Annotated in this window: 16 protein-coding genes; 15 read left to right on the top strand and 1 reads right to left on the bottom strand. The window is 73.2% G+C overall.

From position 1 onward, the window contains the following. The 3 genes from Q7T52_RS13885 to Q7T52_RS13875 all read left to right on the top strand — a co-directional run. The coding region (locus Q7T52_RS13885; RefSeq protein WP_304803452.1) for a CoA-acylating methylmalonate-semialdehyde dehydrogenase at positions 1-1405 on the top strand (1405 nt) is incomplete at its 5' end. 262 nt (positions 1406-1667) lie between these two features. Continuing rightward, positions 1668-2384 (top strand): ABC transporter ATP-binding protein, encoded by a 717-nt coding sequence (locus Q7T52_RS13880; RefSeq protein ID WP_304803450.1) that lies wholly within the window; start codon positions 1668-1670, stop codon positions 2382-2384. Continuing rightward, positions 2359-3897: a hypothetical protein gene (locus Q7T52_RS13875; protein WP_304803448.1), complete on the top strand. Its 1539-nt coding sequence runs from the start codon at positions 2359-2361 to the stop codon at positions 3895-3897. Before Q7T52_RS13880 ends, Q7T52_RS13875 begins: the two co-directional genes overlap by 26 nt. A 26-nt stretch (positions 3898-3923) precedes the next feature. Here the strand turns inward: Q7T52_RS13875 and Q7T52_RS13870 are convergent, their stop codons facing one another. Continuing rightward, positions 3924-4430: a hypothetical protein gene (locus tag Q7T52_RS13870; protein WP_304803446.1), complete on the bottom strand. Its 507-nt coding sequence runs from the start codon at positions 4428-4430 to the stop codon at positions 3924-3926. A gap of 37 nt (positions 4431-4467) precedes the next feature. Here Q7T52_RS13870 and Q7T52_RS13865 point away from each other — a divergent pair, with 37 nt between their 5' ends. The 12 genes from Q7T52_RS13865 (at position 4468) to Q7T52_RS13810 (ending at position 15895) form a co-directional block, all read left to right on the top strand. Next, positions 4468-5700 (top strand): acyl-CoA dehydrogenase family protein, encoded by a 1233-nt coding sequence (locus tag Q7T52_RS13865; protein WP_304803444.1) that lies wholly within the window; start codon positions 4468-4470, stop codon positions 5698-5700. An 11-nt stretch (positions 5701-5711) separates the two neighbouring features. Next, positions 5712-6272 carry an AAA family ATPase gene (locus Q7T52_RS13860; RefSeq protein WP_304803442.1) on the top strand — a complete coding sequence of 187 codons (561 nt, stop codon included), beginning with the start codon at positions 5712-5714 and terminating at the stop codon, positions 6270-6272. Between the two features lie 10 nt (positions 6273-6282). After that, a complete protein-coding gene (locus Q7T52_RS13855) occupies positions 6283-7347 on the top strand; it encodes a phosphotransferase family protein (protein ID WP_304803440.1) in 1065 nt (354 codons plus the stop codon). Beyond that, complete coding sequence (locus tag Q7T52_RS13850) at positions 7347-8024, top strand: histidine phosphatase family protein (protein ID WP_304803438.1); 678 nt, start codon at positions 7347-7349, stop codon at positions 8022-8024. Before Q7T52_RS13855 ends, Q7T52_RS13850 begins: the two co-directional genes overlap by 1 nt. Positions 8025-8137: 113 nt before the next feature. Further along, entirely contained in the window at positions 8138-8563 is a 426-nt protein-coding gene (locus Q7T52_RS13845; protein WP_304803437.1) for a MauE/DoxX family redox-associated membrane protein, read from the top strand. An 18-nt stretch (positions 8564-8581) separates the two neighbouring features. Beyond that, positions 8582-9487, top strand: a complete 906-nt coding sequence (locus Q7T52_RS13840) for an FkbM family methyltransferase (protein WP_304803435.1) — start codon at positions 8582-8584, stop codon at positions 9485-9487. 45 nt (positions 9488-9532) lie between these two features. Beyond that, a complete protein-coding gene (locus Q7T52_RS13835) occupies positions 9533-10162 on the top strand; it encodes a TetR/AcrR family transcriptional regulator (protein WP_370692324.1) in 630 nt (209 codons plus the stop codon). Then, positions 10159-10968, top strand: coding sequence for a TIGR03084 family metal-binding protein (locus Q7T52_RS13830; RefSeq protein WP_304803433.1), 810 nt, complete (start codon positions 10159-10161; stop codon positions 10966-10968). Before Q7T52_RS13835 ends, Q7T52_RS13830 begins: the two co-directional genes overlap by 4 nt. Further along, positions 10961-12685, top strand: coding sequence for an acyclic terpene utilization AtuA family protein (locus tag Q7T52_RS13825; protein ID WP_304803432.1), 1725 nt, complete (start codon positions 10961-10963; stop codon positions 12683-12685). The genes Q7T52_RS13830 and Q7T52_RS13825 overlap by 8 nt, the downstream gene beginning before the upstream one ends. Next, positions 12685-13827: an acyl-CoA dehydrogenase family protein gene (locus Q7T52_RS13820; RefSeq protein ID WP_304803430.1), complete on the top strand. Its 1143-nt coding sequence runs from the start codon at positions 12685-12687 to the stop codon at positions 13825-13827. Before Q7T52_RS13825 ends, Q7T52_RS13820 begins: the two co-directional genes overlap by 1 nt. Continuing rightward, positions 13824-14294, top strand: coding sequence for an SRPBCC family protein (locus Q7T52_RS13815; RefSeq protein ID WP_304803428.1), 471 nt, complete (start codon positions 13824-13826; stop codon positions 14292-14294). Before Q7T52_RS13820 ends, Q7T52_RS13815 begins: the two co-directional genes overlap by 4 nt. Then, the gene (locus tag Q7T52_RS13810) at positions 14291-15895 is read left to right on the top strand and encodes an acyl-CoA carboxylase subunit beta (RefSeq protein WP_304803427.1); all 1605 of its coding nucleotides are present in this window, start codon (positions 14291-14293) and stop codon (positions 15893-15895) included. The genes Q7T52_RS13815 and Q7T52_RS13810 overlap by 4 nt, the downstream gene beginning before the upstream one ends. Positions 15896-15999: the final 104 nt, after the last annotated feature.

Here is a 15999-nt window from a genome sequence, read left to right as displayed (position 1 = left end):
CAAGAACGTCCGGCTCGGCTCGGTCGCCGACGTCGACACCGCCGTGGCGGCCGCGCGCGCGGCGTACGCCGGTCCCGGCGGCTGGGGCAGGTCCTCGATCGCCAAGCGGCAGTCGGTGCTGTTCACCTTCCGCGAGAAGCTCAACGCCCGCCGCGACGAGCTCGCCGCGATCCTGACCAGCGAGCACGGCAAGGTGCTCTCCGACGCCGCCGGCGAGGTCGCCCGCGGCCTCGACGTCGTCGACTTCGCGTGCGGCATGCCCCACCTGGCCAAGGGTTCCTACTCGCAGATGGTGTCGACCGACGTCGACGTCTACTCGATCAAGGAGCCGATCGGGGTTGTCGGCATCATCAGCCCGTTCAACTTCCCGGCGATGGTGCCGATGTGGTTCTTCCCGATCGCGATCGCGACCGGCAACACCGTGGTCCTCAAGCCGTCCGAGAAGGACCCGTCGGTCGCCAACTGGCTGGCCGCGCTGTGGCAGGAGGCCGGTCTGCCCGACGGTGTCTTCAACGTCGTCCACGGCGACAAGGAGGCCGTCGACGCGCTGCTCGAGCACCCCGACGTCGCGTCGATCTCGTTCGTAGGCTCGACCCCGATCGCCCAGTACGTCTACGAGAAGGGCACCGCCGCCGGCAAGCGCGTGCAGGCCCTCGGCGGCGCCAAGAACCACATGCTGGTGCTGCCCGACGCCGACCTCGACCTGGTCGCCGACTCCGCCGTGAACGCGGGCTTCGGCTCGGCCGGCGAGCGCTGCATGGCGATCTCGGTCGTCCTCGCCGTCGACCCGGTCGGCGACGAGCTGGTCGGCAAGATCCGCGACCGGATGGGCAAGCTCGTCACCGGCGACGGCCGCGGCGACGCCGACATGGGTCCGCTGATCACCCGCGAGCACCGCGACAAGGTCGCCGGCTACCTCGACGTCGCCACCAGCGACGGCGCGTCCGTCGTCGTCGACGGCCGCGGCGTCGAGGCCGACGGGGCGGCCGACGGGTTCTGGCTCGGCCCGTCGCTGGTCGACCACGTCGGGACCGACTCGACCGTCTACACCGACGAGATCTTCGGCCCGCTCCTGTCGGTCGTCCGCGTGGCGTCGTACGCCGAGGGCGTGGCGCTCATCAACGGCGGCCCCTACGGCAACGGCACGGCGATCTTCACCAACGACGGCGGCGCCGCCCGGCGCTTCCAGCAGGACGTCGAGGTCGGCATGATCGGCATCAACGTGCCCATCCCGGTGCCGGTCGCCTACCACTCCTTCGGGGGCTGGAAGGCCTCGCTCTTCGGCGACGCCAAGGCCTACGGCCCCTCCGGCGTCGACTTCTTCACGCGCGAGAAGGCGATCACCTCGCGGTGGCTCGACCCGAGCCACGGCGGGCTCAACCTGGGGTTCCCGCAGAACGAGTGACGCGGCGGTCCGGCGGCCCGACTCGTGCGATCGCACGAGTCGGGCGTCGGGGTTCGCCGGTCGGGGTGTCGAACTCGTGCGATCGCACGAGTTGGGTGTCGGCGTGCGCGGGTCGGGGTGTCGAACTCGTGCGATCGCACGAGTTGGGAGCCTGGCTGGCCCTCGCGCACCCGCTCGCCCGATCGGTCAGACCCCCGACCCAACCGGGTGATTTCGGGTCGGCGCGGTGGCCCGTGCGGGCCACGGGGGCGAGGATGACTCGGTGTCCCCCACCAGCCCTCCCCTCGTCGACGTGCGCGGTCTCCACGTCAGGTTCGGCGAGGTCGAGGCCGTCGCCGGCGTCGACCTCACGGCGTACGCCGGCCAGTCGACCGCGCTGCTCGGCCGCAACGGCGCGGGCAAGTCGACGACGATGCGGGTGCTCGCGGGCGTCGTGCCGCCGACCGCGGGGACCGTGCTCGTCGCCGGGCACGACGTCCACCAGCACCCGCTGCGGGTCAAGCAGGCGATCGGCTACTGCCCCGACGTCGGCGGCCTGGTGCCGCGCGCGACGCCGTGGGAGCACATCCAGCTGTCGGCCCGGCTGCGCCGGATGCCGGCGTGGGAGGACCGCGCCCGCGACCTGCTCGAGCGCTTCGAGCTCGGCGACGTGGCCCACCGGGTCACCGCCGGGTTCAGCCACGGCATGGGGCGCCGGCTCAGCGTCCTGCTCGCAGCCCTCCACGAGCCCGGCGTGCTGCTGCTCGATGAGCCGTTCGACGGCGTCGACCCGATCGGGGTCGAGGCGACGCTCGACGTCGTCAGCGACGCCCGGGCGCGCGGTGCGTGCGTCCTCGTCTCGACCCACCTGCGCGAGCTCGCCGTCGAGGCGTGCAGCACCGTGAGCGTGCTCCGCGGTGGTGCGCGCGTGGCGACCATGGCGTCGTCCGAGATGCTCGGGGAGGAAGGCGCCCGTGCCTACCGCGGTCTCCTCGACTGAGGGCACCGTCGCGGCCGCGCGTCGCGCCGTCGCCGACGTGGGCCACCTGCTGCGCTTCCGGGCGGCCCACGGGCGCAAGGGACTCACCGCCGCGGCGGGCCTCACGTTCCTCGCCCTGACCGTGACGATCGCGGTGCTCCCGGCGTTCCTGCCCGGCGCCGGTGACGACACAGGTGGGGCGCGCGACCTGCTGGTCGTGCTGCCGACCGCTCTGGCTGGCTTCGTCCTCCTGGCCGTCGTCTCGGCGTCGGCCTCGGGCGGCGGGCGCGAGCTGCTGGCCCGCGACCCCTCCGCGATCTTCCCGATCAGTCCGACCACCGACCACCTCGGCGCGCTCCTGCTCGCCCCGCTCAACATCGCGTGGATGCTGCAGGCCTGGGCGCTCCTCGGCGTGACGTCGTACGCCGTCGGCGCCGCCGCGCTCCTGCCCGCCCAGGTCTTCCTCGTGCTGTGGCTCGCGACGGGCACCGCGTTCGCGCAGGTGCTGGCGTGGTCGCTCGAGGGCGTGCGTCGCGTCCCGCACGGCATCTCGGTGGTGCGGATGCTCACCGTCGCCGTCTTCGGGGTCGCCCTCGGGCTGCAGGTCTCCAACAACCTCGTCCGGTTCTTCGACCAGATCCCGACGCGCGAGCTCGTGGTCAGCATGGCCTTCGGGTTCAGCACCCGCTGGGCCGTCACCGTCGCGGTGACGACGGTCGCGCTGGTGCTGCTCGTCGCGCTGGGCGCCGTACCCGCCCACATCGCCGCCCACCGCACCCCCCGCGACGAGCTCAAGGTCGAGTCCGGTCACCACGAGGCCCGGGTGACGGCCACGACCGTGCTCGGCGCGATGGTCCGCACCGACCGGGCGTCGGTCTGGCGGGCCGTGCCGATGCGGCGCGGCGTCATGGTCCTCGCGCTCGGCCCCGCCTTCGTCGCGCTCCTCGGCGGCCTGCAGTGGGAGACGATGACGATCCTGCCGGGTCTCGTCGCCTCCGGCGGCGCCCTGCTCTACGGCGTCAACGCCTGGTGCCTCGACGGCCGCGGCGCCCTGTGGCGCGAGAGCCTCCCGGTGGCCCCGGCCACGGTCTTCGACGCGCGCGCCTACGTGCTCGGCGAGTTCCTGCTGACGGCGTCGTTCCTCACCGTGCTCGTCGCCGGCCTGCGCGCCGGGATGCCCGACGGCTCCGAGCTCACCGCCCTCCTCGCGACCATGGTGGTCGTCGTCGTGCAGGTCGTGGGTGCGTCGATGCGCTGGTCGTTCCAGCGGCCCTACGCCGTCGACTTCCGCTCCTCGCGCGCCACCCCCGCGCCGCCGGCGATGATGGTCGCCTACTCCTCGCGCCTGGCCCTCTCGACCACCATGACCGGCGTGCTGTTCTCGTTGCTCGCCACCGCCGACAGCCCGCTGGTCGCGCCGCTGCTGGCGGTGCCCCTGCTCGGCTGGTCGGTCGCGCGGCTGCTGCGGGTGCGGACCGCCTGGTCGGACCCGTTCCAGCGGGCCCGCGTGGTCACGGCGGTCGCGGTCGCCTGAGGCGGCCGGCGGGTCGGGAGCCGCCGTCAGGCGCAGGTGGCCTCGGCCGCGCGCAGCGCGTCGACCTCGGGGGAGTCGAACCCGCCGCTGAGCGTCGCGACCAGCGCGGCCCGGACCTCGTCGGGCGGGATCGCGTCGTCGAGGCAGAGGGTGTACGTCGTGACGTCGGCCCCGGCGGCCCGAGCCGCCACGTCGGCGTACGGCGTGCACGAGAGCATGGCGTCGACCCAGGCGTCCGCCACGTCGATCTCGAGCATCGGCGTGGCCGCGGCGACCCGGCCGTCGTCGAGCACGAGGCCCGCGTCGACCAGCTCGTCGAGGCTGAGGCGGTCGGTCAGGCCGGTGGCGAAGCACGCGCCCTCGGCCGCGACGCCCGGAGCCGCGTCGGCGCCGGCGTAGAGCACGGCCAGTCCGGTGCGGACCGTGGCGGGCACGGCCTCCACGTCGTCGTTCTGCGCGAAGTCGTCGGCGTCGCAGGCGGCCAGGGCCAGCACCGCGGTCAGCGCGACCGCGAGAGCCGGGAGGGGACGCACGGCGACGATCCTCCCACGGGCGGATAACGTGCCTGACGTGGACTTCGCCCCCTCTGCCCGAGCCGCCGACCTGACCGAGCGCGTGCGCACGTTCCTCGCCGAGGAGCTGGAGCCCGCCGAGCGCGACTACCACCGCGACCTCGCCGAGGCCCGGCGCACCGGCGACCCCTGGCAGCCCCTGCCGCTCATCGAGGAGCTCAAGGCCAAGGCGCGCGAGCGGGGGCTCTGGAACCTCTTCCTCCCGGCCGGCCACTCCGAGGGCTACGGCGAGGGCCTGACCAACGTCGACTACGCCCCGATCGCCGAGCTCACCGGCCGGTCCGCGATCGCGCCGCTCGTCCTCAACTGCAACGCGCCCGACACCGGCAACATGGAGGTGCTGCTCAAGTACGGCTCCGAGCAGCAGAAGAAGGAGTGGCTCGAGCCGTTGCTGGCCGGCGAGATCCGCAGCGCGTTCGCCATGACCGAGCCCGACGTCGCGTCGTCCGACGCCACCAACATGGGCGCCACCGCCGTCGTCGACGGCGACGAGGTCGTGGTCAACGGACGCAAGTGGTGGACCTCCGGCATCGGCCACCCCGACTGCCGCGTGATGATCTTCATGGGCCTCACCGACCCGGACGCCGACCGCCACCACCGTCACTCGATGGTGCTGGTCCCCACGGCCGCGCCGGGCGTCAAGGTCGAGCGGATGCTGTCGACGATGGGCTACCAGGACGAGCCGCTCGGCCACGGCGAGGTGTCGTTCACCGACGTCCGCGTGCCCCTGGCCAACGTCATCGGCGGGCCCGGCGAGGCGTTCGCCATCGCCCAGGGCCGCCTCGGTCCCGGCCGGGTGCACCACTGCATGCGGCTCATCGGCCTGGCCGAGATGGCCCTCGAGCTGGCCTGCAGGCGGGCGCTCGAGCGCACCGCGTTCGGCAAGCCCATCGCCAACCTCGGCGGCAACCGCGAGCGCATCGCCGAGGCCCGCATCGCCATCGACTCGGTCCGCCTGCTCGTGCTCAACGCCGCCTGGAAGCTCGACGTCGGCGGACCGCTCAACGCCCTCAGCGAGGTCGCCCAGATCAAGGTCTCCGCGCCCAACGTCGCCCAGCAGGTCATCGACATGGCCATCCAGCTCCACGGCGGTGGCGGCCTCTCCGACGACCACCCCCTCGCCGGCGCGTGGACGACGGCGCGCGCCCTGCGCCTGGCCGACGGTCCCGACGAGGTGCACCGCGGCGTCATCGCGCGTCTCGAGCTCGGCAAGTACGGCGCTCGCCGTTGACCCGTGCGGGCGTGCTGGTGCTGACGGGACCTCCGTGCGCCGGCAAGTCCGCGGTCGGCCATGCGCTCGCGCGCACCACGGCCGATCCTCGCCGGGTCCACGTCGAGGTCGACGCCCTCTTCGACCTCCTCCTGCCCGACTCCGACCGCAACCCCGACGACCGGATGCTCGCCTACGAGGCGGCGCACGACGTCGCCGTCCGGGTGCTCCGCCGCGGCTGGACGGTCGTGCTCGAGTGCACCTACAGCCGGGCCGAGCAACGAACGAGCCTGCTGCGGGTGCTCGACGCCGTTCCCGCCGCGCCCCTGTGGGTGGTCGAGGTCGTCGTACCCGCCGACGTGGCTGTCGACCGCTTCCGGCGACGCACGCAGGCCACGGACCTCGACGAGGGGCTCGTCCGTGAGCGCGTGAGCGCCTACCCCTGGTCCGACCAGGCCCTGCGGCTCGACGCGTCGACGGCCCGCCCCGACGACCTGGCACGCACGATCGGGGACTGGCTGAGCGAGCCCGCCACCCCGGCCCGACCGGACCTCTGGGCCCGCGCGGGTCGGGCCCGGGACCGACCGCGGTAACGTCCGCCGGGTGCCCGATCCCAGCCACGACGGCAACCCGGCCCGCGCCGTCCGCGACGAGGACTCCTTCGACGTCGAGGCGGTCTCCGCCTGGCTCGACCGCGGTCCGATCGCCGAGGTCCGCCAGTTCCGCGGCGGCGCCAGCAACCTCACCTACCTGCTCCGGTACGACGACGCGGCGCAGCCCGACCTGATCCTCCGGCGCCCGCCCGCCGGCGCCAAGGCGAGGGGCGCCCACGACATGGGCCGCGAGCACGACGTCCAGGCCGCGCTGGCGCCGGTCTTCCCGCACGTGCCGGCGATGGTCGGGCACTGCACCGACGAGAGCGTGATCGGCTCGGAGTTCTACGTGATGGAGAAGGTCGACGGCGTCATCCCCCGCCAGGACTTCGGCTTCCCGGTCACGCCCGAGCAGGCCGACGCGCTCTGCGACCACGCCCTCGACACGCTCGTCGCGCTCCACGGCGTCGACGTCGAGGCGGTGCCGGCGCTGGCCGCGCTCGCCAAGGGCGACGGCTACGTCGGCCGCCAGGTCGGTGGCTGGACCCGGCGGTTCGCCGACGCCCGTACCGACGACACGGGCGACTGGACCGACGTCCTCACCTGGCTCGACGACCGTCAGCCCCGCGACGTCGGGCAGCGGATGATCCACAACGACTTCCGGCTCGACAACCTCGTCCTCGACCCCGACACGCTCGGCGTCCGCGCCGTGCTCGACTGGGAGATGGCGACCGTCGGCGACCCGCTGATGGACCTCGGCGGCGCGCTCGCCTACTGGGTCGAGGCCGGCGACGACGAGGTCTTCCAGCTGTTCCGCCGCCAGCCCACCACCACCCCGGGCATGTGGACGCGCGAGCGCCTCGTCGACACCTACCTCGAGCGCTCCGGGCTCACGCTGCCCGAGGGCGGGTGGCTGTTCTACGAGGTGTTCGGGCTGTTCCGGCTCGCCGTCATCGCCCAGCAGATCTGGTACCGCTACGTGAACAAGCAGACCACCAACGAGGCCTACTCCGTCTTCGGTCCGGCCGTCGGCTACCTCGAGACGCGCTGCCGCACCCTGATCGCTGCCGGCTGATGGGGCGCGTCCTGCTGGTCCGGCACGGCCAGGCGTCGTTCGGCGCCGACGACTACGACGTGCTCTCGCCCACGGGGTGGGAGCAGGGCCGGCTCCTCGGCACCTGGCTGGGCGAGCGCGGCGTCACGCCGACCTCGCTCGTGCGCGGCGACATGCGCCGTCACCGCGAGACCCTCGAGGCGGTCGCCGAGACCGCCGGCTGGGGTGCCGACGCCACGGTCGACGCCGGCTGGGACGAGTTCGACCACCTCGGCATCGTGGCCGGCCACCCCGACGTACCGTCGCTGACCGACTCGGGCTCGCTCGACCGGCGCGCGTTCCAGCGCGTCTTCGAGGAGGCCACCGCCCGCTGGACCTCCGGCGAGGGCGACTACGACGAGACGTGGGTCGGCTTCGTTGCCCGGGTCCGCTCGGCCCTCGACCGCGTCGCCGCCGGTGCGGGCTCCGGCGAGACCACCGTGGTCGTCACGTCGGGGGGCGTCATCGGCGTGGTCGCCGCTGTCCTGGCCGACCCCGACGACGACGACCCGGCGAGCCTCGCCCGCCGCTGGTCGCGCTTCAACGCCGTCATGGTCAACGCGTCGGTCTCCCGCCTCGTCGTCGGCTCCACCGGCGCGCGCCTGCTGACCTTCAACGAGCACCCCCACCTCGAGGGCCACCACCTCACCTACCGCTGAACCCCCCGGCGAGTCGGCGCAACGGCTGAGTCTCTGCGCCGACTCGGCCCCATCTGACTTCAACTCTGCGCCGACTCGCGGGGACGGGTGGGTGGGGCCGTAGGTTCGGACGGGTGGACAGGACGCTGCGGGTCGTGGGTCGGGTGCTGCTCGCCGGTGCGCTCCTGGTCGCGGGGGTGGCGCACTTCCGCAGCACCGACGAGTTCCTGGGGCAGGTGCCGACGTTCCTGCCGCTGCGCGAGGAGATCGTCATCGTCTCGGGTGTCGTCGAGCTGGCGCTCGGTGTCGCGCTGCTGGTGCTGCGCGGGCGACGGCTCGCCGTGCTCGGCCTGGTGGTCGCGGTCTTCTTCGTCGCCGTGTTCCCGGGCAACGTGTGGCAGGCGGTCCACGGGTCGTCGTCGTTCGGCCTCGACAGCACGACGAGCCGGGTGGTGCGGCTGTTCTTCCAGCCGCTGCTGGTGGTCTGGGCGCTGTGGTGCACCGACGCCCGGTCGGCCTGGTCGCGATGGGCGGCCTGGCGGCACCGCGCGGAGGCCTGACCACCTACGGTGTCCACCATGTCGCCCCAGCCCAGCGGAGACCCCGAGATCCCCGGCTACGAGCGTCGCCGGGTCGACGACGACAGCTGGCTCTTCGTGCGTGACGGCGTACGCCGCCGCGTGCGCCGTCTCGGCCCGCCCGAGCAGCTCGCCACCATCGTGTTCGAGCCCGGCCTGGCCCGGCGCCGGCAGGGCCGCTTCGAGCGCGGGGTCGCGAGCTTCCTGGCCGCCCAGCACACGGCCTGGCTGCTGCGCGAGCTCCGCGTCGACGTCGTCCTCGACGTGGGCGCCAACATCGGCCAGTTCGCCAAGCACGCCCGGCGGATGGGCTACCGGGGCCGGATCGTCTCCTTCGAACCCGTGCCCGACCTGGTCGAGGTGCTCGAGCAGGCCGCCGCCGACGACCCCGACTGGCACGTCGTGCCCTGCGCGCTCGGTGACGAGGACGGCACCGCCGAGATCAACTGGTCGCCGGGCACACTCAGCTCGCTGCTGCCCGCCAGCGAGTTCGGCAGGCAGTGGAACGACTCGCTCGACCAGACCACCACCCGCGAGATCACCATCCGCCGCCTCGCCGACGTGTGGGACGAGGTGCTGGCCGGCCTCGACACGCCGCGCCCGTTCCTCAAGATGGACACCCAGGGCTTCGACGTCGAGACCTTCCGCGGCGCGGGCGACCGGGTCGGGCAGCTCTACGGCCTGCAGTCCGAGGTGGCGATGGTCCCGATCTACGACGGCATGCCCCGCTTCATCGACCAGCTCGCGCTCTACGAGTCCGCCGGCTTCGAGACCACCGGCATGTTCCCGGTCAACCGCGACCGCGACACCCTCCGCGCCATCGAGTTCGACCTGATGATGGTCGGGCCCGCCGGCCTCGCCGAGCGACTGCCGGGTCCGACCCCCGCGACGACCCTGCCAAGTTAAAGTCAGGCTTGACTGTTTGTTGGCGTCTCGGGCAGGGTCGGGGGTGTGACGACCGCCTCGACGCAGCCCTCCGTCGGCCGGGTGCCGCAGGAGGAGCGGACCCGGGTGATGCGGGCGCGGCTGCTCGAGGCGACCGTGGAGTGCCTGGTCGAGCGCGGGTTCACCGGTACGTCGACCACGCTGGTCTCCGAGCGCGCCGGGGTCAGTCGCGGGGCCCAGCTGCACCACTTCCCCAGCAAGAACGACCTGGTGCTGGCCGCGGTCGAGCACCTCACCGTGGTCCGCGGGGCCGAGCTCGCGGCGGCCGCGGCGGCGCTGCCGACCGGCGCGCGGCGTACCCGGGCGGTGCTGCAGATGCTCGGCGACCACTTCGCCTCGCCGGTGTTCTTCGCCGCGCTCGAGCTGTGGGTGGCCGCCCGCACCGACGAGACCCTGCTGGCCGCCGTCGCGCCGCTCGAGCAGCGCGTGGGACGCGAGGCGCACCGCCTGGTCGTCGACGCGCTCGGCGCTGACGAGGCGCAGCCCGGGGTGCGCGAGCTCGTGCAGGGCACCCTCGACCTGGTCCGCGGCCTCGGGCTGGCCACCACGATCACCGACGACGCCAGGCGGCGCGAGCGCATCCTCGACCAGTGGGCCCTCGTGCTCGACACCCACCTGAAGGGAGCGAGCGCATGACGCTGCTCGACGACCTGCTCACCGACCTCACCGCCGAGGGCGACCGACTGCGCGCTGTCGTCGCCGACCTCGGCCCGGGCGCCGACGGCGGCTGGGCCACCGAGACCCCGGCCGCGGGCTGGACCGTCGCCACCCAGGTCGCCCACCTGGCCTGGACCGACGAGGCGGCGACCGCCGCCGCCCGCACCCACCTCGACCCGGAGCCCTGGGACACCCTGGTCATCGCCGGGATGGCCGACCCCACCGGCTTCGTCGACACCGGCGCGCACGAGCTCGCGACCCTCGCTCCCGCAGACCTCCTCGCCCGCTGGGACGCCGGCCGGCTCGCCCTCGCCGAGGCGCTGCGGGCGGTCCCCGCGGGCGAGAGGATGCCCTGGTTCGGGCCGCCGATGGCGCCGCCGTCGATGGTGACGGCGCGGTTCATGGAGACCTGGGCCCACGCCCTCGACGTCCACGCCGCCCTGGGCCTCGAGGTCGAGCAGACCGACCGCATCCGCCACGTCGCCCACATCGGCGTCCGCACCCGCGGCTACTCCTTCGTCAACCGCGGCCTCGACGTACCCACCGCAGAGGTCCGCGTCGTCCTCACCGCGCCCAGTGGCGCGACCTGGGCGTGGGGTTCCGAGGACGCGCCCGAGTCGGTCACCGGCAGCGCCCTCGACTTCTGCCAGCTCGTGACCCAGCGGGTCCACCGCGCCGACACCGACCTGGTCGCGACCGGACCTGGCGCCGACGCGTGGCTCGACGTCGCGCAGTCCTTCGCCGGTCCCGCCGGCCCCGGCCGCGAGGCGGTCGGTCGTGGCTGAGCCGCTCCGCGTCGGCAACTGCTCCGGCTTCTACGGCGACCGCCTCTCGGCGATGCGCGAGATGCTCGAGGGCGGCGTCGACGGGCAGAGCCTCGATGTCCTCACCGGCGACTACCTCGCCGAGCTCACGATGCTGATCCTCGGCAAGGACACGATGAGGGACCCGAGCCTCGGCTACGCGCGCACCTTTGTCCGCCAGGTCGAGGACTGCCTCGGCCTCGCCCTCGAGAAGGGGACCAGGATCGTCAGCAACGCCGGCGGCCTCAACCCCGCCGGCCTCGCCGACAAGCTCCGTGAGGTGGCGTCGGCCCTCGGGCTGGCCCCCGCCATCGCCCACGTCGAGGGCGACGACCTGCGCGCCCTGGGCTTCGACGGCGCGCTCACCGCCAACGCCTACCTCGGCGGCCTCGGCATCGCCGCGGCCCTGCGCGACGGAGCCGACATCGTCGTCACCGGCCGCGTCACCGACGCCTCGCTCGTCGTCGGACCGGCCGTCGCCCACCACGGCTGGACCGCGACGTCCTACGACGAGCTCGCCGGCGCCGTGGTCGCCGGCCACGTCCTCGAGTGCGGCACCCAGGCCACCGGCGGCAACTTCTCGGGGTTCAAGACGCTGCCGCTCGACGGACGTCCGCTCGGCTTCCCGCTCGCCGAGATCGCCGCCGACGGCTCGTTCGTCGTCACCAAGCACGACGGCACGGGCGGCGCGGTCACCGTCGACACCGTCACCGCCCAGCTCGTCTACGAGATCCAGACGACGCGCTACCTCGGGCCCGACGTCACCACCCACCTCGACTCGATCCGCCTGGCCCAGGCCGGGCCCGACCGCGTCGCCGTCACCGGCGTCCGCGGCGAGGCGCCGCCCGAGCGGCTCAAGGTCTGCGTCAACACGCTCGGCGGCTTCCGCAACACCATGGAGCTCGTCCTCACCGGCCTCGACATCGACGCCAAGGCCGACTGGGTCCGCTCCCAGGTCGACGGCGCGCTCACCGCCTCGACCGTCAGCTGGACCCGCACCGCCCTCCCCGTCACCGACGCCGACACCGAGGAGGGCGCGTCCTGCCTGCTCCGGGTCACCGTCAAGGACGCCGAGGCCGGACCCGTCGCCAAGGCGTTCACCGGCCCGCTCGTCGAGCTCGCCCTCGGCTCCTACCCCGGCTTCACGATGACCGCGCCGCCCGGACCGCCCACGCCCTACGGCGTCTACCGGCCCGAGTACGTCGACCGCGCGGCCGTCACCCACACCGTCGTCCACGCCGACGGGCGCCGCGAGGTCGTCGCCGACCCCCCGGCCTACGCCGTCGTCGAGGAGGGCCTCGGCCGGCGCCCCTCACCCTTCCCGGCCCCCGCCGACTCGCTCACCCGCCGCGCGGCGTTCGGCACCTTCGTCCACGCCCGCTCCGGCGACAAGGGGGGTGACGCCAACCTCGGGCTCTGGGTCGCCCACGACGACTCGGACAAGTACGACGAGCGCGTCACCTGGCTGGCCAAGTTCGTGACGCCGCGCAAGGTCCGCGAGCTGGTCCCCGAGGCCGCCGACCTCCCCCCTGACGCGGTCGAGGTCTACCTGCTGCCCAACCTCGGCGCCGTCAACGTCCTCATCCGCGGTCTGCTGGGCGAGGGCGTCGCCGCCTCCACCCGTTTCGACCCGCAGGCCAAGGGCCTCGGCGAGTGGGTCCGGTCGCGGTCCGTGCACATCCAGGAAGGACTCCTCTGATGGCTGCGACCTCCGACCTGTTCGACCTCGGCGCCGAGTTCACGCGCCGCGAGGTCGTGCCCCACCTCGACCGCTGGGAGGACGACGGCACGATGCCGCGCGAGCTCCACGCCGCCGCGGCCAAGCAGGGCATCCTCGGTGTCGGCTTCCCCGAGGAGGTCGGCGGCGGGGGCGGCTCGCTGCTCGACACCACCGACCTGCAGGAGGGGATGTTCTCGGCCGGGGCGTCGTCCGGGCTGATGGCCGGGCTGTTCACGCACGGCATCGCCCTGCCCCACGTCGTCTCCGCAGCGGTGAGGAGCGGCGACCACGACCTGGTCGACCGGTTCGTGCGACCCACCCTGGCCGGCGAGCTGATCGGGTCGCTCGCGGTGACCGAGCCCGGCGGCGGCTCCGACGTCGCCGGCATCCGCACGACCGCCGTGCGCGAGGGCGACCACTTCGTCGTCAACGGCGCCAAGACCTTCATCACCTCGGGCGTGCGCGCCGACTACGTCACGACCGCCGTCCGCACCGGCGGACCCGGCCACGGCGGCGTCAGCCTGCTCGTCGTCGAGAAGGGCACGCCCGGCTTCACCGTCGACCGGTCGCTCAGGAAGATGGGCTGGCACTGCTCCGACACCGCCGAGCTGTCCTACGTCGACGTCCGCGTCCCGGTCGCCAACCTCGTCGGCGAGGTCGACTACGGCTTCTACCAGATCGCCGAGCAGTTCGTCGTCGAGCGGATCGGCCTCGCCACCCACGCCTACGGCATCGCCGGCCGCGCCCTCGAGCTCACCGCGGCCTACTGCCGCGAGCGCGAGACCTTCGGCAAGCCCCTGGTCGCCAACCAGGTCGTGCGCCACAAGCTCGTCGAGATGCGCCGCCAGGTCGAGGTCGCCCGGGTCTACGCCCGCGACGTCGCCCGCCGCCACGTCGACGGCGAGAACGTCATCGCCGAGGCCTGCCTGGCCAAGCAGACCGCCTGCGACGCTGCCACCCACGTCGTCGACCAGGCCGTCCAGCTGCACGGCGGCGCCGGCTACATGCACGGCACCGAGGTCGAGCGGCACTACCGCGACGCCCGCATCCTGCCCATCGGCGGCGGGGCCACCGAGGTGCTGGCCGACCTGGCCGCGCGGCTGCTGGGCTACGCGTCGTGAGGCTCCTCAAGCCCCTCGGCAGCGAGGTCACCGTCCACATCGAGGCCCCGGTCGCCGAGGTGTGGGCGCTGGTCAGCGACGTGACGCGGATCGGGGAGTTCTCGCCCGAGACGTTCGAGGCGAGGTGGACGCGCGGGTCGACGGGGCCCGAGGTCGGCGCGTCGTTCGCCGGCCACGTCAAGCGCAACGGGATCGGGCCGACGTACTGGGCGCCGTGCACGGTGACGAAGTACGTCGAGGGCGAGCTGTTCGAGTTCTCGGTCGGCACCGGCTCGATCACGCTCAACAACTGGGGCTACCGGCTCGCAGCCGCCGGCGCGGGGACCGACGTCACGGAGTACTTCCGCCTCCAGCCCGACCTCCACATGCGCCTCTACTGGCTGCTCCTCGGGCCGCTGCGCGGACGCACCAACGACAGGGGCATGCGGACCACGCTCGAGAGGATGAAGAAGGTGCTCGAGGCATGACCGAGACCATGACCAACCGCGAGGCGATGCTGGAGAAGGTCACCGCGCTCGACGCCGAGCACGCCAAGGCCGTCGCGGGCGGAGGTGGGCGCAGCGTCCTGCGCCACCACGACCGCGGCAAGCTGATGCCGCGCGAGCGGATCGAGCTGCTCGTCGACGAGGGCTCCGCGTTCCTCGAGCTCAGCCCGCTCGCCGGCTGGGGATCCGACTTCGCCGTCGGCGCGAGCGTGGTCACCGGCATCGGCGTCGTCGAGGGCGTCGAGTGCATGATCACCGCCAACGATCCCTCGGTGAAGGGCGGCGCGAGCAACCCGTGGACGGTCAAGAAGATCTTCCGCGCCTCCCAGATCGCCCAGGAGAACGGGCTCCCGACCATCTCGCTCGTCGAGTCCGGCGGCGCCGACCTGCCGACCCAGAAGGAGATCTTCATCCCGGGCGGCAAGCTCTTCCGCGACATCACCCGCGCCAGTGCCCGCAAGGAGCCCACGATCGCGCTGGTCTTCGGCAACTCCACCGCCGGCGGCGCCTACGTGCCCGGCATGTCCGACTACACGGTGATGGTCCGCGAGCGCGCCAAGGTGTTCCTCGGCGGGCCGCCGCTGGTCAAGATGGCCACCGGCGAGGAGTCCGACGACGAGTCGCTCGGCGGTGCCGAGATGCATGCCCGCACCTCCGGCCTGGCCGACTACCTCGCCGAGGACGAGCGCGACGCGATCCGGATCGGACGCCGCATCGTCGCCCGGCTCAACTGGCGCAAGGCGCGGTTGCCGGCTGAGGTGCGAGGAACGAGCCTCGAAGCCCCGTACGCCGAGCCCGCCGGCGACCCCGACGACCTCCTCGACCTGATCCCCACCGACCTCAAGGTCCCCTTCGACCCGCGGGAGGTGATCGCCCACCTGGTCGACGGGGTGTCGTCGACCAACGGCGCGGTGCTCGACGAGTTCAAGCCGCTCTACGGGACCTCGCTCGTCACCGGCTGGGCGCGTCTGCACGGCCGGCCGATCGGGATCCTCGCCAACGCCCAGGGCGTGCTCTTCAGCGAGGACGCGCAGAAGGCGACGCAGTTCGTCCAGCTCGCCAACCAGACCGACACCCCGCTGCTGTTCCTGCACAACACGACCGGCTACATGGTCGGCAAGGACTACGAGCAGGGCGGCATCATCAAGCACGGCGCGATGATGATCAACGCCATCAGCAACTCCACCGTGCCGCACCTGACGGTGATCATGGGCGCGTCCTACGGTGCCGGCAACTACGGCATGAACGGCCGCGCCTACGACCCGCGCTTCCTCTTCACCTGGCCCAGCGCCAAGTCGGCCGTGATGGGCCCGGCCCTGCTCGCCGGCGTCCTCGAGATCGTCGCCGAGCAGTCGGCGGCCTCCAAGGGGGAGCCGTTCGACCGCGAGGGCTTCGCCGCGGTCAAGCAGGTCGTCGAGGCCCAGGTCGAGGAGCAGTCGCTGCCCTACTTCCTGTCCGGGATGCTCTACGACGACGGGGTGATCGACCCCCGCGACACCCGCACCGTCCTCGGCATCTGCCTGTCCGTCATCGACACCAAGGCCTTCTCCGGCACCGACCGCTTCGGGGTGTTCCGGCCGTGATCAAGCGAGCAGCGGCGCGGGGCTTCGAGGCTCGCTTCGCTCGCACCTCAGCCGCCGCGCCGGTGGCTGAGGTGCGAGGAGCGCTGGCGACGAGCCTCGAAGCC

The sequence above is a fragment of the Nocardioides sp. genome (assembly GCF_030655615.1).
Taxonomy (GTDB): domain Bacteria; phylum Actinomycetota; class Actinomycetes; order Propionibacteriales; family Nocardioidaceae; genus Nocardioides.
The sequence above is the reverse complement of the archived record's forward strand: the minus strand, read 5'-3'. Positions and strand labels throughout refer to the sequence as shown.